Origin of the sequence: Exiguobacterium sp. FSL W8-0210, from assembly GCF_038006045.1 — a bacterium.
GTDB lineage: Bacteria > Bacillota > Bacilli > Exiguobacteriales > Exiguobacteriaceae > Exiguobacterium_A.
Genome location: NZ_JBBOUK010000001.1, coordinates 2,073,672 through 2,092,398 on the forward strand (window position 1 = coordinate 2,073,672; position 18,727 = coordinate 2,092,398).

At 44.1% G+C, this 18,727-nt stretch carries 22 protein-coding genes; 8 read left to right on the forward strand and 14 right to left on the reverse strand.

Annotated features, from left to right (window positions below; genetic code table 11):
• Window positions 1–54 precede the first annotated feature (54 nt).
• The 3 genes from MKY22_RS10965 (at window position 55) to MKY22_RS10975 (ending at window position 2,960) form a co-directional block, all read left to right on the forward strand.
• A complete protein-coding gene (locus MKY22_RS10965; protein ID WP_050677561.1) occupies window positions 55–348 on the forward strand; it encodes a hypothetical protein in 294 nt (97 codons plus the stop codon).
• A gap of 345 nt (window positions 349–693) precedes the next feature.
• Entirely contained in the window at window positions 694–2,019 is a 1,326-nt protein-coding gene (brnQ, locus tag MKY22_RS10970; protein WP_341088809.1) for a branched-chain amino acid transport system II carrier protein, read from the forward strand.
• Window positions 2,020–2,084: 65 nt separating this feature from the next.
• Window positions 2,085–2,960 carry a DegV family protein gene (locus MKY22_RS10975; protein WP_290778252.1) on the forward strand — a complete coding sequence of 292 codons (876 nt, stop codon included), beginning with the start codon at window positions 2,085–2,087 and terminating at the stop codon, window positions 2,958–2,960.
• Between the two features lie 55 nt (window positions 2,961–3,015).
• Here MKY22_RS10975 and MKY22_RS10980 read toward each other — a convergent pair whose 3' ends face one another.
• The 3 genes from MKY22_RS10980 to MKY22_RS10990 are packed head-to-tail and all read right to left on the reverse strand — an operon-like array spanning window position 3,016 to window position 4,675.
• Window positions 3,016–3,513 carry a hypothetical protein gene (locus MKY22_RS10980; RefSeq protein WP_290778255.1) on the reverse strand — a complete coding sequence of 166 codons (498 nt, stop codon included), beginning with the start codon at window positions 3,511–3,513 and terminating at the stop codon, window positions 3,016–3,018.
• Window positions 3,513–4,133, reverse strand: coding sequence for a phosphatase PAP2 family protein (locus MKY22_RS10985; protein ID WP_133207554.1), 621 nt, complete (start codon window positions 4,131–4,133; stop codon window positions 3,513–3,515). The genes MKY22_RS10980 and MKY22_RS10985 overlap by 1 nt, the downstream gene beginning before the upstream one ends.
• Window positions 4,133–4,675: a phosphatidylglycerophosphatase A family protein gene (locus MKY22_RS10990; protein WP_034786059.1), complete on the reverse strand. Its 543-nt coding sequence runs from the start codon at window positions 4,673–4,675 to the stop codon at window positions 4,133–4,135. Before MKY22_RS10990 ends, MKY22_RS10985 begins: the two co-directional genes overlap by 1 nt.
• Window positions 4,676–4,820: 145 nt before the next feature.
• Here MKY22_RS10990 and MKY22_RS10995 point away from each other — a divergent pair, with 145 nt between their 5' ends.
• Window positions 4,821–5,333 (forward strand): YjcG family protein, encoded by a 513-nt coding sequence (locus MKY22_RS10995; protein ID WP_023468877.1) that lies wholly within the window; start codon window positions 4,821–4,823, stop codon window positions 5,331–5,333.
• A 4-nt stretch (window positions 5,334–5,337) separates the two neighbouring features.
• Here the strand turns inward: MKY22_RS10995 and MKY22_RS11000 are convergent, their stop codons facing one another.
• On the reverse strand, window positions 5,338–5,556 hold the full coding sequence (locus MKY22_RS11000) for a hypothetical protein (RefSeq protein WP_023468878.1): 219 nt from the start codon (window positions 5,554–5,556) through the stop codon (window positions 5,338–5,340).
• Window positions 5,557–5,666: 110 nt separating this feature from the next.
• Window positions 5,667–6,440 carry an enoyl-ACP reductase FabI gene (gene fabI, locus MKY22_RS11005; RefSeq protein WP_029342212.1) on the reverse strand — a complete coding sequence of 258 codons (774 nt, stop codon included), beginning with the start codon at window positions 6,438–6,440 and terminating at the stop codon, window positions 5,667–5,669.
• A gap of 144 nt (window positions 6,441–6,584) precedes the next feature.
• Here fabI and MKY22_RS11010 point away from each other — a divergent pair, with 144 nt between their 5' ends.
• Window positions 6,585–7,754, forward strand: a complete 1,170-nt coding sequence (locus MKY22_RS11010) for an FtsW/RodA/SpoVE family cell cycle protein (RefSeq protein WP_029342211.1) — start codon at window positions 6,585–6,587, stop codon at window positions 7,752–7,754.
• 53 nt (window positions 7,755–7,807) lie between these two features.
• Here MKY22_RS11010 and MKY22_RS11015 read toward each other — a convergent pair whose 3' ends face one another.
• From MKY22_RS11015 to MKY22_RS11025, 3 genes are read right to left on the reverse strand one after another with little or no spacing between them, the layout of a single operon-like run.
• Window positions 7,808–8,692: an RluA family pseudouridine synthase gene (locus tag MKY22_RS11015; protein WP_214858071.1), complete on the reverse strand. Its 885-nt coding sequence runs from the start codon at window positions 8,690–8,692 to the stop codon at window positions 7,808–7,810.
• Between the two features lie 18 nt (window positions 8,693–8,710).
• The gene (locus MKY22_RS11020) at window positions 8,711–9,514 is read right to left on the reverse strand and encodes an NAD kinase (RefSeq protein ID WP_023468882.1); all 804 of its coding nucleotides are present in this window, start codon (window positions 9,512–9,514) and stop codon (window positions 8,711–8,713) included.
• Window positions 9,515–9,524: 10 nt separating this feature from the next.
• A complete protein-coding gene (locus tag MKY22_RS11025) occupies window positions 9,525–10,169 on the reverse strand; it encodes a GTP pyrophosphokinase (protein WP_035396676.1) in 645 nt (214 codons plus the stop codon).
• A 117-nt stretch (window positions 10,170–10,286) separates the two neighbouring features.
• On the opposite strand from MKY22_RS11025, the gene MKY22_RS11030 reads away from it, so the two are divergent.
• Together MKY22_RS11030 and MKY22_RS11035 are read left to right on the forward strand one after the other, a co-directional pair.
• Window positions 10,287–10,847 carry a CYTH domain-containing protein gene (locus MKY22_RS11030; RefSeq protein ID WP_341088815.1) on the forward strand — a complete coding sequence of 187 codons (561 nt, stop codon included), beginning with the start codon at window positions 10,287–10,289 and terminating at the stop codon, window positions 10,845–10,847.
• A gap of 94 nt (window positions 10,848–10,941) precedes the next feature.
• Entirely contained in the window at window positions 10,942–11,733 is a 792-nt protein-coding gene (locus MKY22_RS11035; RefSeq protein WP_050677567.1) for a DsbA family protein, read from the forward strand.
• 218 nt (window positions 11,734–11,951) lie between these two features.
• Here MKY22_RS11035 and pepF read toward each other — a convergent pair whose 3' ends face one another.
• From pepF to cls, 3 genes are all read right to left on the reverse strand, one after another.
• Window positions 11,952–13,754, reverse strand: coding sequence for an oligoendopeptidase F (pepF, locus tag MKY22_RS11040; protein ID WP_290778269.1), 1,803 nt, complete (start codon window positions 13,752–13,754; stop codon window positions 11,952–11,954).
• A gap of 64 nt (window positions 13,755–13,818) precedes the next feature.
• Window positions 13,819–14,769, reverse strand: a complete 951-nt coding sequence (locus MKY22_RS11045; RefSeq protein WP_290778272.1) for a competence protein CoiA family protein — start codon at window positions 14,767–14,769, stop codon at window positions 13,819–13,821.
• A gap of 18 nt (window positions 14,770–14,787) precedes the next feature.
• Entirely contained in the window at window positions 14,788–16,299 is a 1,512-nt protein-coding gene (cls, locus tag MKY22_RS11050; RefSeq protein WP_290778274.1) for a cardiolipin synthase, read from the reverse strand.
• A 68-nt stretch (window positions 16,300–16,367) separates the two neighbouring features.
• Here cls and MKY22_RS11055 point away from each other — a divergent pair, with 68 nt between their 5' ends.
• Complete coding sequence (locus tag MKY22_RS11055; RefSeq protein ID WP_290778277.1) at window positions 16,368–17,090, forward strand: SDR family NAD(P)-dependent oxidoreductase; 723 nt, start codon at window positions 16,368–16,370, stop codon at window positions 17,088–17,090.
• Window positions 17,091–17,152: 62 nt separating this feature from the next.
• Here MKY22_RS11055 and mecA read toward each other — a convergent pair whose 3' ends face one another.
• From mecA to MKY22_RS11070, 3 genes are all read right to left on the reverse strand, one after another.
• A complete protein-coding gene (mecA, locus tag MKY22_RS11060) occupies window positions 17,153–17,779 on the reverse strand; it encodes an adaptor protein MecA (RefSeq protein ID WP_214853154.1) in 627 nt (208 codons plus the stop codon).
• Between the two features lie 171 nt (window positions 17,780–17,950).
• On the reverse strand, window positions 17,951–18,349 hold the full coding sequence (spxA, locus tag MKY22_RS11065; protein WP_012370920.1) for a transcriptional regulator SpxA: 399 nt from the start codon (window positions 18,347–18,349) through the stop codon (window positions 17,951–17,953).
• Between the two features lie 172 nt (window positions 18,350–18,521).
• Window positions 18,522–18,659 (reverse strand): hypothetical protein, encoded by a 138-nt coding sequence (locus MKY22_RS11070; protein WP_290778280.1) that lies wholly within the window; start codon window positions 18,657–18,659, stop codon window positions 18,522–18,524.
• Between the last annotated feature and the right edge of the window lie 68 nt (window positions 18,660–18,727).

Consider the following 18,727-nt stretch of genomic DNA (forward strand, 5'->3'; position numbering starts at 1 on the left):
AGACCCGGTTTTTTATAGGGACAGTACTGGAATCAACAGAAGGAGGAATTCAATATGGATCAGTTAAAAGTGAACGGAATTGGCTCATTCACGAAATTTGCGACAAATGGGAACATCCTGAAATTAAAGGATGCGACACTCGGTGAAGTGAAATTGTCGCTGAATGAGGCGAGTTCAATGACCATCGCCCCTGTCGATGAAGAAAATGGACTTTTCATCATTAAAGGGCAACAGCAGGAATCGCTTGTTGAACTGACGTTACCACGTCAATCCTGTGAGGTCGTTCACGCTTGGCTCCTCCATAAATTGAAACGTCACAAAAAAACGCGCTCGATTGCAACGAGCTGATGTGTAACGTATAACGTCTTGGGTAGAGACCTCATCTCTCCTCAAGGCGTTATTTGTTTTCAAAAATTCGGCGATGAATTTTCAGAAAATATTGTTTTATTAAATTCTTCATGTTATCCTTAGAAAAATTCAAACAGGAGGTTTTAAACATGACACACGCAACGCTCATCCAAGAACGACTGATTGTGATTAAGAGTAGGGACTGAAGATTCATTTCTCGTTTGAGAAAATGAAGATCCAGGCCCTTTTCGTCATTTCGACAAGGCGTCTGAGCAAACGACGCCTATCCACAAACTTAGTGGATGAGGCTTTTTTTATGAAATTAGGATGAATGGAGGACAACACATGTTTAAGACAAAAGATACATTTGCTTTAGGATTTATGATTTTTGCTTTATTTTTCGGTGCCGGTAACCTGATCTTCCCACCGGAACTCGGTGCGCTTGCGGGTTCACAGTTCCTTCCTGCCATCCTTGGTTTTATCGTAACGGGTGTCGGTCTTCCTTTGCTCGGCTTACTTGCAGTTGCCTCTATCGGAGGTGGCATCAAAACACTTGCTGCACCACTCCCTCGTTTTGTAGGTGCTGCCTTGACGTTTGCGCTCTATGTTGCGATCGGTCCCTTTTTCGGGATTCCGCGAACATCGGTTGTCACGTATGAGCTCGGAGTCGTACCATTTCTTGGTGCTCCCTCACAAATGACGTTGATTATCTCATCTAGTCTCTTTTTCCTTGCTACACTTTATCTTGTACTACGACCAGGAAAATTACTTGAGATCATCGGGCGTTTCATCACACCATTATTACTGATTGCTCTTGCTGCATTAAGCATCAGTAGCATCATTTCGCCACTCTCGAGCGTCGCTTCACCGAACGAAGCATATGAGACGACTGGACAGGCATTCATTCAAGGATTCCTTCAAGGATACTTAACGCTTGATGCACTCGGCGCCTTGGTATTTGGTGTCGTCGTACTGCATACATTAAAAAGCCGAGGCGTTCATGAACGAAAAGCACAATTTAAAGTCGTCACTCGTGCCGGAATCATCGCTGCCACTTCTTTGACTCTCGTCTATGTCGGACTTGGAATGATCGGACGTAACACATTTGCCGCTATCGGAAAAGTTGATGGTCCAGCACTTCTTCAACATTATGCAAATACTGCCTTCGGCTCAATCGGTTTAGCTGTACTTGGTCTTGCAATTCTGCTTGCATGTTTGACGACATCAGTTGGTCTCGTCACCGCATTTGCAGAATATATGATGACGATTTCCAACCGTGTATCTTTAAAAGCGGCAAGTATCTTCACGACTGCTCTCGGTCTTACGGTATCCATCGTCGGATTGCAGACATTGCTATCCATCGCCGTTCCGGTATTGATGTTCCTTTATCCAATCGTCATCGTCTTGATCGCTTTGACATTCATGCGTCATCTGTTCCGTCGTAAGTCGGTTGTTTATCAATCAACTCTTGGTGTAACGATTTTCTTCTCATTCTGTAGTGCGTTAAATCAACTTTCGCTTTTCCCGGGAAATCTTAAAACGTTCTATCAATCCTTGCCTTTAGTGGATCAAAGTTTAGAATGGTTATTCCCAACACTCATCGCCTTCGGTATCAGTTCATGGTTTGGACACGTTTCCAGTGCTTCTATCACACAAAAACGCGCTAGCTAGTGATTCCACTTTCATCGCTATGGTATGATGAACAAAATGGTTCTATTAATGGAGGCGTCATATACATGGATAAGATTGCTTGGATTACCGACAGCATGGCTTTTTTTGAGCCAGGAGAGGCTGAAAAAATCGGAGTCCATGTGATACCGACTTTACTCATCTTAAACGGAGAGTCTTACCGGGAGTATGTCGATATCTCGATTGAACAGCTTGATCAAAAAATGCGAGAAGATTCCCACGCTTCACCGACGACTTCTCAACCATCATTCGGTGATTTCGTAACCTTGTATGAACAATTGCTTGAAGATGGTTATGATTATGGGTATGCGATTCATATCACGAGTGGACTGAGCGGCACATATTCGAGTTCTGTCGCTGCAGCTGAAGCCGTCGGTTTCCCCTTATACGCGATTGATTCGTATACAGGTGCTGCGAATCAGCAAGAACTTGTCCGGATCGCACAACGACTCGTTGCTGCTGGTAAAGGTCCAGATGAAGTCATGTCTACGCTTGAGACATTCAAACACAAATCGCATTTTTATCTGATCATCGGAAATATGGAGACGATGCGACGGAGCGGACGTGTCTCAGGAAGTCAATTTTTACTAGCAAACATGCTCAATATTAAACCAATCGCTCAATTTAATGAGGAAGGACGACTTGTCCCATTTAAAAAAGTCCGTTCCATCAAAAAAGCTTTTAAAGAAATGGTCAGTGAAATTTCATCAAAAGTCAGTGCTCATGGTGTATATGATCGGACGCTTTATGTCAGTCATACGCTCGCTCATGCCGCTGCTGAAGAATTATGGCGCTTGATTTCTACAGAACATCCGGAGCTTCAAGTACGCATTACCCAATTTGGTCCTTCCATCTTGGCACATGCTGGCGCTGAGACGGTCGGTGTGTACTGGTTCGATGAGATTCCTTTACCAACAACTTGATATCTTGCACGAAACGATGAAAACCGAACGGTCTGCTTGAGACCGTCCGGTTTTTTCATGTCGTTTCATACTTACGAAATAGTTCTTCTAATAATACGGCTTCGTCCGTCGTCCGTTGAATCGGTTCATGCGGAAGCGTGATTACACTGGATAACGTCTCAGAAGGATATACATCAATCGAAACTTGTTCCATTTCGATGAGATACTCAAGGATGGAATCAAGTGATGTCTCCTTATTGAATTGACGAAGCCAATTTTCATATCGACGATCAACTTTTCCTTCTTTAAGCAAAATCTTTCCATCGTCAATGATTGCCCACTTAGGTGGCGCATCGATTTGAAAGAGTTCCAACTGCTGGTACTCTTCCATCGTTCGTTTCGTCACCGGAACAACACCGTTAATCGATACTAACCGTTTTAATCTGAGATGCGCTCGCATCGTCATGAAACGAGGTCGCCCAGCGACTCGCTCGACAAGCAACGTCGGCTTGTCGATGGAGCGCATCGTCTCTTCATCAAATAATAAACTATGATCAACATCTAACAGTAACATCAAGCCACTCCTTTTTTTCTACGGGAGACGATGAATGCATAGGAGCTACATAAAAGAATCGCAGCAAAACAATATCCACCGATTACATCTGAGAAATAGTGAACGTTTAAAATGATTCGAGAAGCTCCCATGGCGAGAAATAAACCAATCGTCACGATCGATACAAGTACCTTCCCACCTGTTTTAAGATGACGAAACGCAACGACGAGAAATCCAGCATATACGGCAAAAGCCATCGCTGAGTGACCACTCGGAAAACTGTATCCTACGCCACCAACCAATTCATTTAACGAGGGGCGCTCTCGGACGAAAGCGAATTTAACGACTTGATTCAATACACCTACTGATATTGCCATGATCACATACCAGATGCTTGCGATACGATCTCGCCACAATACATAACTCAGTATTCCAAGTAACACCGTCATCGTCATCGCCCCTGGACCTGATCCGAGTTGAGTAAACCAAGAAACGTAATCCCCTGGGACGTGTTGCGACATGTATGACGATAATTGGGCATCAAATAAAAAATAGCCTGTCATCCGAATGGAGACAGCGATGATCACGAACAAGACGACAGCAATGGATGCACCTATCCACGCCGCTCTCGCACCCCGCATCAGTATGTCCCCTTACGTTCTTCTAATTCTTCTGCGGAATAGTCTTCCTTATCTCGCAAGCGATGCGCTAGTCGTCCGGATGCGTTTGCTGCGATGGCCGCGACGATATCATCCATGAACGTGTTGACTTTTCCGTCCCCAAGCTTCGTATCGAGTTCTTTGATAATACCGACCTTTGCTTTATCCAAATAGCCGAACGTCGTAACCGCAATCGAACCATACGTGTTGACGGCACCAATCGCAATCGTCTCATCTACGCCAAATAGCCCTTCATCGCTTTGGATGATGGACAGGAGGGGTTCTGATAATAACCCTTTTTCCGCCAAGATATCTAGTTCTGCTCCGACGAGAATCGCATGTTGTAATTCACGTTTTTCAAGAACACGTTCCACTGAACTGACACATGTTTCAATTGTCAGATCCACTGTGTATGGGGCCTGCATTTGGTACACGATCTCAGCGATTGCATGAATCGTCACCCCTCGTTCGTGTAACTTATCGATAGCTGCCTGTTTGACCTCTTTTGAATGTGTTTTCTTCATGACTATATCCACCTCTCCAACAAAGTACTTCATTAGTATACACGGATTCTGAAGCTCCTCTCAAACTTCTTTGACATCGACGCCAGAATCCGTCATGATTATTTTGTAAAGCGTTATCATTTCAGGGGAAAGTAGGGGATTTTCGATGAACATCGGGGTTGTATTGTTTCCATCGAAACGCGTTCAAGATTTTGCAAATTCATACCGAAAGAGATATGACTCGAAGTATGCACTGATCACACCTCATATCACGCTACGGGAGCGGATGGAAGTCGATGAGACAGAATTAGACCACATCGTGACGGAGTTGAATCGAATCGCGTCCGAAACGAAGCCTGTCAATTTGCACATCCAAGGAGCTCGTTCGTTCCATCCGACGAACAATGTCTTGTTCCTTAAAGTAATGCCTACGGATGAGTTAGAACAATTACATCGCGCTTTGCATACGGGACCACTCGAACATAAGCCGAAATACGATTTCTTGCCACACATCACAATCGGTCAAGAACTGTCGGATGTCGAACTGTTCGATGTACTAGAACGTCTCAAGATGGAAGATATCCGTTTCCAAGAGGACGTCACGAAAATGGCTTTATTGTATGAACTGGAGAACGGTGCTTGGAGTGTCTATGAGACATTCCGCTTCACAGGTCAATGAATGATTAAACTTCCCGGTCGAAGCTTCGACCGGGAAGTTTTAGTTCTGGTAATACACCGTATGCATTTGCCTGTTCTTCTAAAAAGTCGTCCGCTTCGTGTTCGCGGTAAGGGTCAGTTGGGCGTATCGGTTGAACTCGAGCGACTGGTTCAGTCTTTAGCTGTGGATCGACACGTACTTGACGATTGACATATTGTACGACTGTAAAATCGATTGCGTTCATCCTCTGCACTTCCTCTCTCCTTCAACATGTTCATATTTGACACTTCCCCGATCCAGCACAAAAAAAACCAAGCCTCCTTCTCAGGAAAGCTTGGTTCAATCTGTTATCTATTAAAGAATGTGGAATCCACTATCGACGTGAAGGATTTCTCCTGTCACCCCACTCGACATTTGTGAAAGCAAGAACAGTCCACTTTGACCAATTTGTTCTGTCGTCACGTTACGATGAAGTGGCGCACGTTCTTCGATGCTATCAAGAATCGAATTGAAATCGCCGACACCTTTTGCGGATACTGTCCGAATTGGACCAGCTGAGATCGCATTGACACGAACGCCTTGCTGACCGTATTCAGCAGCGAGATAACGAACGCTTGCATCTAATGCGGCTTTCGCAACACCCATGACGTTGTAGTTCGGAACCATCTTCTCACCACCGAGGTACGTCAACGTGATGACGGATGCATCTTCCGTAAAGAAATCTTTCGCCGCTTTGACGACTGCTGTTAAGCTGTAGGCAGAGATATCAAGTGCTTGCGCGAACTGTTCACGCGTTACACCTGAAAACTCACCACGAAGCGCTTCTTTATCCGCGAATGCGATCGAGTGAGCGATTCCCGAAATTTTACCGTGATCTGCATGGATTGTTTGGAAGACCTGTTCGATCTCTTCATCACTCGTGACATCACACGTATAATAAGAAGCCGGTCGTGATAATTCTTGTCCTAATTTTTCAAGTGGTGCCTTGAAACGTTCTCCGACATATGTAAATGCCAGGCTTGCTCCAGCAGCGTCGAGCGCACGTGCGATGCCCCATGCAATCGAACGTTGGTTGATGACGCCCATGACGACGTACGTCTTGCCTTCGAGTGAAGGATAAATATTCATGATAAAGTCCCCCTTGAATTAGTACCTGGTAATAAAACCTATCTTCAGGTTACAAAAACGTAACGCTTCTGTCAACCATCGCTCTTGATATTGCGGATTTGATAAATTACGGTAATATAGAAAGTGATAGAAAGTAGGGATGAAATGAATCGATTCAAATCATTTACACAACGTTATGATCATACGTTGCTTTTTTTACTCGCCTGTCTGATGGTCATCAGTATCATCGCCATCTATACAGCACAACCTTCGCTTAAAGGTGCGATCAGTGCCATCAACTTCTCTGCCAAACAAATTCAATGGTATGTCATCGGCTTCATGGCGTTATCCGTCGTCATTTTCATCGATTATGAACAGTTGAAGCGATTCCACTGGTTTTTATATGGAGCAGGTATCGTATCGTTAATCGGTCTTGTCATTTTCCGTGGTACACCAATCGTCACTGAAATCAAAGGGGCATACGGTTGGTATCAATTCCCGGTTATCGGTACGGTTCAGCCGGCTGAGTTCATGAAGTTCTTTTTGATCGTGACGCTCGCTGCCGTCATTACCGAGCACAATGCGCGTTATGTTCAACATGAAAGAGATCTCTTGTTACTTATCAAGTTAGTCGCGGTTACAGCCTTGCCGCTCGGTCTTATCATCATTCAGCCCGATTTAGGGATCGGTTTGATTCTATGCGTCATCTTAGCATGTGCGATGTTGTTATCCGGACTAAACTGGAAATGGCTTTTGACGATGTTCGGTCTGTTCGCAGGAGCCGTCATCATCTTCTTTTACCTGTTCTTTTTCCAAAATGATTTACTCGCAACCTTTTTCCCAGGTCACGCGATGAACCGGATCATGGCTTGGTTGCAACCGTTCGAATATGCGGATGATCTGTCGTACCAGCTCGTCCAAGCAATCAACGCTACAGGTTCAGGGCAAATGTTCGGCGTTGGATACGGGAAACTGCAAGTGTTCGTTCCGGAATTGCATACAGACTTCATCTTTACGACGATTGCCTCTCACTACGGTTTCATCGGGGCTGCCATCGTCTTGATCGTATTGTTCCTGTTCGTCTATCGGTTGATTCAGATTGCTCTCGAGACAGCGGATCCATTTGGTACCTATATCGTGACAGGATACGTCGCGATGTTTACGTTCCAAATTTTCCAAAACATCGGGATGACGATTGGTGTCTTACCGATCACAGGCCTTCCCCTACCGTTCATCAGTTATGGTGGATCAACGATGATCGTAAACCTCGTCGGTCTAGGATTGATCATGGCAATCGCCTCTCAATCTCGGATTTCCATGTTCGATGAAGACTAAACACAAATAAAAGGCAGTGGACCAAGTCCATTGCCTTTTATTTGTGCACTTTATCATTCCAGTCGGAGATCCTCAGGAAGTGGTGCTTCAAAACGAACCTGTTCTCCCGTCGCAGGATGAAGGAACGTTGCTGACGCACTATGAAGCGCCTGACGCGGGAGTAACGGGTTCCCTTGATACATCGTATCGCCAATCAAAGGATGCCCAAGAAAAGCAAGGTGGACACGAATTTGGTGTGTCCGACCTGTCTCTAGTCGGATATCGAGTAATGAGATTTCTTGGTCAAAGGCTCGAACTAGACGGCTATTTAAGATATGTGTGATGGCTCGTTGACCATCTGGTCGTACCATCCGTTCCATGAAGGAATGATCGGTTTGACCAATCGGTTGATCAATTGTTTGTACCGGTACGTTTCCGGGTGCATACGCTAAATAATGTCGTTCTAATTCATTGGATCGTTGCATGAGACTCATCCGGTGATGGGCAAGCCCGTGTTTCGCGAACAAGACAAGACCACTCGTATCACGATCGAGCCGATTAACGATATGGATCGCATACGGAATTCCTTGTTTTCGGTAATAACCAAGGACATAGTTCGATAATGAGCGTTCCGGATGCAGTCGAGACGGAATCGATGCCATGCCCGGCGGTTTATTGACGACGAGCAACCAATCATCTTCAAACAAAATATCAAGTTCCCCTTCTGTCGCCACCATATCCGGTGCTGGTGTCTCTTCCGGGAAGAAGACATGGACATGATCACCCGCGTGTAAGACGTCGTGGACGTTAACATGCTGACCATTACGCGTAATATCCCCATGATTTTTAATCGATACTAACATTTTCCGCGAAATCCCTAAGCGGGTCGTACAAAAATGACTGACACGCCAGCCATCCTCGATGTCAGTCACCATCTGTTGTAGCTGAAATCCATTCATGTTTCCATTTCCTTTACTTTAACGTCTTTCGTCTGCCAGGAAAGATTCCCGCACCCGTTGCCAGAACGGGAAAGAACGAAAACGAGCAAATTTCACTTTTTTATCAGAGACCCGGCACCGAATCGATGTCACGTTTTGATGAATGATCGAAGCATAGTGGTCATAGGTCATCTGAAAATCAATCGGATTGACGGGACGAATTTCGACATCATGATGTTTCGGTAGCAACATCGGTGAGCCGATCGTCCGGTAGACACGATTGTTGATGGAAGCCATCTCTGTAATTTGAATTGCTTCGAGCGCCGGGTGAACGATCGCTCCGCCGAGTGCCTTATTGTACGCTGTCGAACCAGACGGTGTCGATACACACAGTCCATCACCTCGGAATGTCTCGAAGTAGTCGCCTCGAATCGATAAATCACAAACGAGCGTCTGATTAAAACTTTTAATCGTACATTCATTCAAGGCAAGCAGTTGGTTGTGTGAACCGTCCGCATAATCAATCGAGAGTTCAAGCAACGGGTATTGAACCGTCGCTAAATCCTGCTTCGCGATATGATCAATCAGTTCATCCATTTCTTCAGGGCGCCAATCCGCATAAAAACCAAGATGCCCCGTATGAATCCCAACAAGCGTAATTGTCTCTACTTGATCGAGATACGAATGAAACGCCTGTAACATCGTTCCGTCTCCACCGATCGAGACGACGATTTCCGGTTGGCTGACATCAAGAATACATCCCCGATCCGTCAATGCCTGCTCGAGTTGCTGTTTAAGCGCATGAGATCGCTCATCATCACGAGCCGTGATTGCAAAACGCATGGTCATCCCCCTACTCTTTTAATCGTTCAGACGCCTTAGCGTCGCGTTGAAAGACGAGTTGTGCGTCTTGGATTTCTACTTTCAGCTGGCTCATCTCCGCATCAAGCAAAAATGCTGCCTCTGCTGCACGACGCAGACGCTCACGCGTCTCTTCCGGAATATTTCCTTGGTACTTATAATTCAACGAGTGTTCAATCGTTGCCCAGAAATTCATCGCAAGCGTTCGAATTTGAATCTCGACTAACGTCGGAACTTCACCTTCGATCGTCTGTACCGGATAGGCAATGATGACGTGATACGATCGATAGCCACTATCCTTTTTTTGCGTAATGTAGTTCCGTTCTTCGACGATTTTAAAATCTCCGCGCGAGCGTAACAGCTCAAGGACATGAATGATATCATCGACGAATTGACACATGATGCGTAATCCGGCGATATCCTGCATGTCTTGTTCTAATGACTCACGCGCAATTGCTTTTCGTTCCGCTTTTTGAAGAATGCTCTTTACAGGTTTGACCCGTCCTGTGACAAATTCAATCGGTGAATGTTCTCCCCGTTGCTGAAATTGTTTACGAATCGCTTTTAGCTTAACTTTCAACTCATCGACCGCGATTTGATACGGTGCAAGAAATAAATCCCAATTTTCTTTTGTCATCTGATTTGTCACCACTTTTAATCGAATAGTATTGGTTCACTGCCAGTTCCTACCTCATTCATGTTATCATATTTTCAGACATTCAACTAGAAAGGCGTGATTCCGATTAGACAAGAATTGGAAATCGAATTTAAGAACTTATTGTCTGAACAAGAATATCTATCGTTATTTACCCATTATGCGTCAGCTAAACAACCCATTTGGCAAGCAAACGATTATTTTGATACGCCTGATTTTGAACTTCGAAAAAAAGGTGCTGCTTTACGGATTCGTGAGAAAAAACAAGGACTCGTACTGACTTTAAAGCAACCCCATGAGGAGGGATTGCTTGAAACGCATGTCACGTTATCATCAACTGAAGCAGAAGATCTATTCAAATACGGTCTAATTCATTCCGAAGAGATGAACGAACAGCTAAAGTCATTTGATTTACAGGGATCTTTAGAGCATTTAGGTCGATTAGAGACAGAACGAATCGAAACCGCGCTCCCGGAAGGATTGCTTGTCCTTGATAAAAGTCGCTATCTCGGACACACCGATTATGAGTTAGAGTTTGAGGTCAGTAACTTCGAACAAGGGCAAAAGAATTTCGAGCGAATTCTTTCAGAACACGACATTCCACAGCGCAAAACAAAAAATAAAATCGTCCGCTTCATGGAACGTAAAGCGCTTTCTTGATTTTTCGTGTAAGAATGAACAAGCAAAACCTTTGCTCTTTCTTTTTTTTCGTTGCTAAAATAGGGTAACGATAACAACAGGAAGGGGTGAACGGATGGAACACGCACAATGTAACGGATCTTATTGTTCATTGGACGAACCATCGATTCAACAACCGACGAAACCTCTGGAAATCTATCATTTTCTAGATGTGACACAAACGGATGGTTTACGGTTGATACCCGTTCTCAAGAAGTTAGAACTAGAATATGGTCATCTGTTCCGTCTTCGGACGATTGCAACGATTCCATGTGCTCCATCACGATCCGCATGCGACATGTCACCACTCGTCATTCTAAAAGCAATTGAGCTTCAAGGAAAAACGTTTGGTATGCGATTCATGCGACGCCTTCGAATGCTTCATAACGTCGAAGGAGAAAGTGCTTATAGTCGGCCATCATTGATGCGGCTAGCAGAAGCATTAACGGAGTATGGTTTGGATTTAGATGAGTTCCATCGTGATGTCTCGTCGGATACGATTCAGCAAATGCTCGAGAAAGAAACTGAACTAGTCACCGAATGGGATGTTCGGATTCTTCCAACACTCGCTTTCGTCGGAGACGAAGAAGCGATCAAAGCAGAAGGACCTTATGAGTATTTGGTGTATGTCTCGATCTTAAGTGAATTGCTAGATCATACGATCGAAAAACAACCGAAGCCACCACTCGAACAATTCTTGAGACGGTATGAAACAGCAACAACGGCTGAAATCGCCTTTATTTATGACGCTCCTGAATCCCAGATTGAACACGAATTAAAAAAACTGGTCTTGCAACAAAAATGTGCTTCTCTATCGTACTGTGATGGAAAAGTATGGCGTCACTTAAAAGATTCGGCACACGCATGATAAAAACAATAAAAAGGACAGTTCAGCGTGCTGAACTGTCCTTTTTGTGTTCAATCATAGACAAAAGAAAAAGTCCCTCCTGACGAGAAGGACTTTTTCTTTTGACCACTGGATGGGGGAAAAAGAGAATCGACTGGGGAATGTGACCCTCTTCACAATATAAGTATATCGTGGACTACGCCTCTTTTCCACTCTTTGTTCACTTTGTCACAAAGATGTCACTCTGCTAACAAAGCTTCAAATTCATCTAGGACACGTTCAAATTGACGCAATGCTGCTTCAACTGGCGCTTTTGTTGTCATATCGACACCCGCAGCTTTTAAAACTTCGATTGGATAATCACTTGATCCCGCTTTTAAGAAATTGTTAATGTATCGCTCTACAGCAGGTTGTCCTTCTTCTAGAATCTGATCCGTCAAAGCAGCGGCAGCAGAAATGCCCGTTGCATACTGATAGACATAATAATTGTAATAGAAGTGTGGAATCCGAGCCCATTCTAGACCGATTTCTTCATCTAATACAATTTCGTCTCCGAAGTATTTTTGATTCAACGCATAATACGTTGACGTTAAGAATTCCGGTGTCAGCGATTGTCCAAGACGAGCCGCATCATGAATTGCATGTTCGAACTCGGCGAACATCGTTTGTCGGAACAATGTTCCGCGGAATGTTTCGAGTTGATTGTTTAATAGATAGAGTTTTTCTTTACGATCCGTCACTTTCTTCAATAGATAGTCGTTCAACAATGCTTCATTCGTCGTTGAAGCGACTTCTGCGACGAAGATTGAATAGTCACCGTATGGATATGGTTGAGACTTCCGCGTGTAATAACTATGGACGGAATGTCCGAATTCATGTGCGAGTGTAAAGAGGTTGTTGATATTGTCTTGCCAGTTCATCAAAATGAACGGCTGTGTATCATAAGCTCCAGAAGAGTAAGCTCCACTCCGTTTACCACGCGTCTCCCGGACATCAACCCAACGTTCAGACAACCCTTCTTCGAGGATATGCTTGTACTCTGCTCCGAGCGGTGCGAGCCCTTCAACCATCAATTGTTTCGCTTCCTTGTAAGAGACTTTCATCTCCACCTCAGAAACGAGCGGTGTGTACATATCATACACGTGTAGTTCATCGAGTCCGAGTACTCGCTTACGTAGGGCGACGTAACGATGGAGTAATGGTAAATGCTCATGTACCGCTTCAACTAATCCATCATAGACGGACTCAGGAATCGCATTACCGTGTAACGCTGCTGCGCGTGCCGATGGGAACTTCCGGACATCCGCATAGAAGTTGTCTTTCTTAACTGACCCAGCAAGTGTCGAAGCGAGCGTATTCGTGTATTTCGCATATGTTCCATACATCGCTTTAAATGCGGCTTCACGGACCGAACGATCAGATGATTCCAGGAATGTGATGAAGCGACCATGTGTCAACTCTGTCTCTTCACCGTCTTCCCCTTTGATTTTTGGGAATGTCAGATCTGCATTGTTCAACATACCGAACGTCGTACCGGATTGACCGAGTACTTCTCCTGCCTTTGCAAGAATCGCTTCTTCCGCTTCCGTCAGGACGTGTTCACGCTCTTGATTCAATTCATCAAATGCATGACGATACATCGCAAGATCTGGATTCTCATTAAGATACGTCTCAATCGTTGACTCAGGTACAGCTAATAGTTCTGGTGTCATGAAAGCAAGTGTTGCTCCGATTTGCGACGCGAGTGTTCGAGCACGGTCGTTCATAGCTTGGTAGAAACTATCTGCTGTATTTTCGTCATAACGCATATGCGCGTATGTATAAAGCTTATAAAGACGTCTTGAGACTTCATCTCGTAACTGTAACCCTTCATAGAGCGTTTCTGCACTCTGTCCAAGACGACCCTTATACTCGACGAGTAATGGGAGCATTGCTTTCACCGATTCGAATTCTTCTTCCCACGCTTCGTTCGTTGTGTAAATTGACTCTAGATTCCATGTTTCTGTAACGTCAACATCTTGACGTGTTAATACTTCTGCCATTTCCCTCACTCCTTTAATTCAGTTATACCTGTTTTCTTTTCGACAAACAATCGAAGTGCTCCTGCTAAAACAGCTTATTCGACTCCTCGATCCGTTCCATCCATTCTCTGACGAGAGCATCAATCAAATCTCTTTCAATCGATAGATTCAATTGGTAAAGCAGTTGATTTATGGCATGTTCTAGATGGATTGAAGTATATCTCCCTTTTAGCTTTAAAAAGACTGCGATTTGAAATTCAAAGGGATGGACGGGGAGAAATAATAGACGTGTGATCGGAAGAAAGGCAAAAGAGGGAAGGTTTTGTAGATGGAGACCTGCTTGATACAGTGGGGTCTTGAGAATGCGTGGAGGTAATGAAGGATAAAAAGGACGTCGCTGATAGCGATGAACGATCCCTTGCCATCGAGCGATTGAAAATTTCCGAGGAAATGATGAAGGCTCTGTCGAGAGAAAATCAGATAACGAGAGCGATTGAACCGTGCAATAGACATGGTGTTTTGCAAAAGGAACTGGATGTCGAAATCTCCGGATTTGATTCTCGACGATCAGATCCAAATAATCATTTTGTAAAAATGCTTGTCGCATCCAACCCTGCAATCGCAACGTGACACCATGTGAAGGATGAAATCCGATCCACCGAACCGTTTGTTCTTGTTTCGCATCAAGTCTGGCTCGTCTAATCCATTCCTCTGCCGACATCGGAGAACGTTGAATCTCAATTCCAAGTTTCTGTTCTGGTATCCACAGGTCAAAACGTCTCTCTCCAGTCACCCATTCAATTTCGACTTGGATACCTGCGTTTATTAAAGAATCGGCAATGCGCTTTTTCCAGGACATATGCACACTACTTTCTCCTGAACAAGCTGAGATATGTGCAAAATGTGGTCGTCGTCCTTGCCTGACGCGCAAGGGCTTCAGGCAATACGGACAACGTAAGGACATCGCTTTTAATTCATGGATGGGAAATCTGTGAATCATGATGCGTTTACCAGAAGCATCAATGGCTTCAAACATCTGAATCGTCCCCTTTTTCTAGAGTAACGGTGAGAATAAACGTGAAATCGATTCAATCAATCGACGTCGTAATGGACGCCGATGGAACATATCAGCATCAACTTGTGTCGAATGGCTAAAATCTTCATAAAAATCACGTGTTAGTTCATGGACAGAGTTCGTTCCATATAAGAAAGCATTCACTTCGAAATTCAAATGAAAACTACGTAAATCCATGTTCGCTGTCCCAATCGTTGCGATGGCGTCGTCCACAACGATGACTTTCGAGTGCATGAATCCCTTATTGTACTCGTAAATTTTCACACCAGCTCGTAGCAAGTCATCAAAATAAGAACGGCTCGCGTAAAATACGATTTTATGGTCTGGAAAGCTCGGTAGCAAAATACGGACATCAATCCCTGCCATAGCAGCTGTCTTCAGTGCTGTCATCAGGTCTTCATCCGGTATCAAATACGGAGAAGCAATATAGACTGATTCACGCGCTTCCGTTATGAGCCCGAAGTAAAGTGATTTCATTGCCTCATGTGGCTCATCAGGACCGCTCGCAATGATTTGAACACCCCCTGTTGCTTCTTCAACGTACTCAAGTGGCTCCATGTAAAACGGTGTAAACAGCCGTTCACCTGTCATGTAATACCAGTCTTGGAGAAAAATCAGTTGGAGTTCAGAGACAGCCTCTCCCCTTACGAGAAGATGGGTATCACGCCAAAAACCAAAATGTTGATCGCGACCGATATACTCATCCCCAATGTTGATTCCGCCTGTAAATGCAACCGTTCCATCGATGACGACGATTTTCCGATGATTCCGGTAGTTCGATTTACTCGAAATAAACGGTAAGACGACAGGGAAAAACGCGCGAACCTCAACGCCAGCCGCCTGCATCTTCTTGAAATAATGCTTACCCGTCGAAAAACATCCGACGGCATCATAAAGAAAACGGACCTCGATTCCTTGCTCGGCCTTTTCAATCAACGCTTCCTGTAATTGAAGCGCAAGTTGATCATCCCGTACGATATAGTACTCCAAATGAATATGATGCTGTGCTTGACGAATCTCTTCTAAAAGAATCGGAAACTTTTCCTGACCATTCGTCAAGATTCTTGTATGTGTATTATACGAAATCGGAAGGCGACTGATTGAATCGATAAGTGTCACAACTTTTCCATAATGTCCTTCTTGGAACACTGATTGGTGTACCCCTGCCTTAAACTGGTTACGATACTTAATGTAAGACTCTTCATCAAGCATTGCCTTCAGTCGAAACATTCGTTTTCGACGGTAGTTCTGACCAAATGTGAAATACACGAATACGCCAACGACAGGCAATGCCATCATGACGAGTGCCCAGACGAGCGTTCGTTCTGGGTTTCGATTTTCGAGTAGAATGATGACGAACACGCTCATGACGACCAAGATGATGACGATGGACAGCCAACCTACCATATAGACACTCCAATAGTAGGATAAAAAGGCAATCAAGCCGATGGTCAAGATGAGGGTCATGAGAAGTTGTACACGTCGTAGCATGAATCCCCCTCCTTTTATGTAGGTAGTACAAATCGTATTTAAACTGATGACAGAAAGGAAGCGTTTAAATGGGTACGTATATCATCACTGGTGCAACAAGTGGAATTGGTGAGGCAACTTCCCTTCAACTCATTCGGGAGGGACATACCGTCCTTGCGATTGGTCGCAATGAAGAAAAGGGATCCTCTCTTGAATCAAACGGAGAAGGACGTTTATATTTCTTCCCTGTCGACTTAGCTGATTCCTCTGCAATCGATGCGTTCTTTGAAGAAACACAAGAAGATTTCCCAGAAATCGACGGGATTTTCAACAATGCAGGTACTTTCGGGAAACCCGTTGCACCTGAACGTGTCTCCGATCAACAAAAAGAAGTATTCCAAGTGAACTATCATGCGCCCGAACGAATTATCCAGCTCGCGACGAAACGTTTCTCAAAAGGTGCCTCTATCGTCAATAATAGCGCCATTGTCGGTCACGTCAAGTTTCCCGCCATGCTCTTACCCTATGCATCGTCTAAGAGCGCTTTATTGACACTGACAAAGACATACGCTGCCCGCTTCCATGGCAAGTATCGTTTTAATGCCATTTGTCCGGGACCGGTCGACACATCACTGAGCCACGCATTATATGGCGGGAAAGATAAGTTTGATCTTGCGATGAAGCATCATCTTCGTGGCGAACCTGCACAACCTTCTGAAATCGCAGAAGTCGTTTGTTTCTTACTCTCGAATAAAGCGAGTTACATCAATGGGCAAGCCCTTATCGTAGACGGTGGCTATACCCTCACTTAATGTCAGAATAAAAGGAGGTATCACGATTCGTGATCCTCCTTTTACTCGCGCTTTTAGTTCCTTTAGTTCGGAAAGTGTTTCCGAATAAAGGCAAAGACATCTGAAGCAATGATTTGTTTTCCATATTCAGCGACAGGATGAATCGTTTGTTCGCTAAAGTGAAGATATTCAGCAATTAAACTCATGACATTTTCTTGTGCTTCTACATCCACATCATCTTCGAAATGAACATGTAGTAGATAAAGTCCATCCTTTTGGTAAAGCGCTGTTTCAAGTTCTGCGAAGACAGGAGCATTCGCATATTGACTAAGCGCAATGATATGCTCGAAATCATGCGTTTCGAATAAGACATCCTGGCTTAATTCTGTATCTTTATCTTCTGTCTCAGACATCGCTGATCGTAAAAGTGAATCGAGTTCGTCTTCATCGACTTGTTCACCATCGACTGCATTTTTTGCGATCGTTACAGTGACTTCAAGACCTTTTTCAAAAGCTTGCACTTGTATCCATAGTGGACCTTCGAAGGAGATGGACTCTTTTTCATTCGCTTCGTCCATCATCTGCCAGAATAACTGTTCTCCCCGTTCCCGATTATACCAAATCTCATCTCGGGCAAAACCACGGCGTTCGATGTCAGTATAAGTGATGAAGAACTTGACCGTATTGTCATTGACGCGTTCGATTTTCAATCTGTCCACTCCTTTCTTCTCGTTCCTTATTTAGAATACGAACGAGGACATGACTTGGATTCACACTTTCGAATCCGAAGGATATATTTCTATTCCTTTGTTATCTTTATTTTAACCTTTTTTATCGGTAACAAAAAGCACACTGCTCACGAGGCAGCGTGCTTTTTAAAATTACTCGTTTACAAGACGCTGTGCTTCCAAAAGTTGGAATGTACGCACCTTGCGTGGTAAGAATCGACGGATTTCATCCTCGTTATATCCTACTTGAAGACGTTTTTCGTCAATCAAAATCGGACGACGCAATAATCCAGGATATTCTTGAATTAAATCGTATAGGTGCTGCAACGATAAGTTTTCAACGGAAACATCGAGTTTCGAGAAGACTTTTGAACGCGTTGAGATAATCTCGTCCGTTCCATCTTCCGTCATTCGAAGAATCTGTTTGATTTCATCGAGCGATAATGGTTCTGAAAAAATATTACGTTCTACGAACGGGATTTCATGTTCTTCAAGCCACGCGCGTGCTTTCCGACAAGAAGTACAACTTGGTGAAGTATAGAGTGTTACCATTGAAAAACATCCTCCCCCTGATTTAACATCATTCAACACCTAAGTGAATACATAGATATCGATGATGGTTCTATTACTTGACAGTTTACATCTAATAAAGCAGAAAACCTAGCTTTTTTATAAAGATGAAAGAACTTTTCGTAAAAAAGCTTGTTAAAGCCACCACGTGGCTTTAACAAGCTGGCGTGTGATCAAATGGCTGAGAAATCGTCTCTTTTGCTTTAGGAAGTTTTATTTCTTTTAGTTTTTTCTCTAAAATATCCCGCAAAAGGCGCTTCTTCAGCTTTTTCTTTTTGTCACGTTCTTTCATATTCCGACACCCCAATCGGTCCGAAACAGAACTAACAACCTACGAAAGCAAAATAATCATCTTCTACA

Coding starts and splice junctions, on each gene's coding strand:
- brnQ (WP_341088809.1), top strand. CDS start 694: ATGTTTAAGACAAAAGATACATTTGCTTTAGGATTTATGATTTTTGCT.
- spxA (WP_012370920.1), bottom strand. CDS start 18,349: ATGGTAACACTCTATACTTCACCAAGTTGTACTTCTTGTCGGAAAGCA.
- MKY22_RS11070 (WP_290778280.1), bottom strand. CDS start 18,659: ATGAAAGAACGTGACAAAAAGAAAAAGCTGAAGAAGCGCCTTTTGCGG.
- MKY22_RS11045 (WP_290778272.1), bottom strand. CDS start 14,769: ATGTTTGAAGCCATTGATGCTTCTGGTAAACGCATCATGATTCACAGA.
- MKY22_RS11035 (WP_050677567.1), top strand. CDS start 10,942: ATGGAACACGCACAATGTAACGGATCTTATTGTTCATTGGACGAACCA.
- MKY22_RS10980 (WP_290778255.1), bottom strand. CDS start 3,513: ATGTTACTGTTAGATGTTGATCATAGTTTATTATTTGATGAAGAGACG.
- MKY22_RS11025 (WP_035396676.1), bottom strand. CDS start 10,169: ATGACAAAAGAAAATTGGGATTTATTTCTTGCACCGTATCAAATCGCG.
- MKY22_RS10990 (WP_034786059.1), bottom strand. CDS start 4,675: ATGAAGAAAACACATTCAAAAGAGGTCAAACAGGCAGCTATCGATAAG.
- MKY22_RS11000 (WP_023468878.1), bottom strand. CDS start 5,556: ATGAACGCAATCGATTTTACAGTCGTACAATATGTCAATCGTCAAGTA.
- cls (WP_290778274.1), bottom strand. CDS start 16,299: ATGCTACGACGTGTACAACTTCTCATGACCCTCATCTTGACCATCGGC.
- MKY22_RS10975 (WP_290778252.1), top strand. CDS start 2,085: ATGGATAAGATTGCTTGGATTACCGACAGCATGGCTTTTTTTGAGCCA.
- MKY22_RS10965 (WP_050677561.1), top strand. CDS start 55: ATGGATCAGTTAAAAGTGAACGGAATTGGCTCATTCACGAAATTTGCG.
- MKY22_RS10985 (WP_133207554.1), bottom strand. CDS start 4,133: ATGCGGGGTGCGAGAGCGGCGTGGATAGGTGCATCCATTGCTGTCGTC.
- MKY22_RS11015 (WP_214858071.1), bottom strand. CDS start 8,692: ATGAATGGATTTCAGCTACAACAGATGGTGACTGACATCGAGGATGGC.
- fabI (WP_029342212.1), bottom strand. CDS start 6,440: ATGAATATTTATCCTTCACTCGAAGGCAAGACGTACGTCGTCATGGGC.
- MKY22_RS11055 (WP_290778277.1), top strand. CDS start 16,368: ATGGGTACGTATATCATCACTGGTGCAACAAGTGGAATTGGTGAGGCA.
- pepF (WP_290778269.1), bottom strand. CDS start 13,754: ATGGCAGAAGTATTAACACGTCAAGATGTTGACGTTACAGAAACATGG.
- MKY22_RS11020 (WP_023468882.1), bottom strand. CDS start 9,514: ATGCGTTTTGCAATCACGGCTCGTGATGATGAGCGATCTCATGCGCTT.
- MKY22_RS11010 (WP_029342211.1), top strand. CDS start 6,585: ATGAATCGATTCAAATCATTTACACAACGTTATGATCATACGTTGCTT.
- MKY22_RS10995 (WP_023468877.1), top strand. CDS start 4,821: ATGAACATCGGGGTTGTATTGTTTCCATCGAAACGCGTTCAAGATTTT.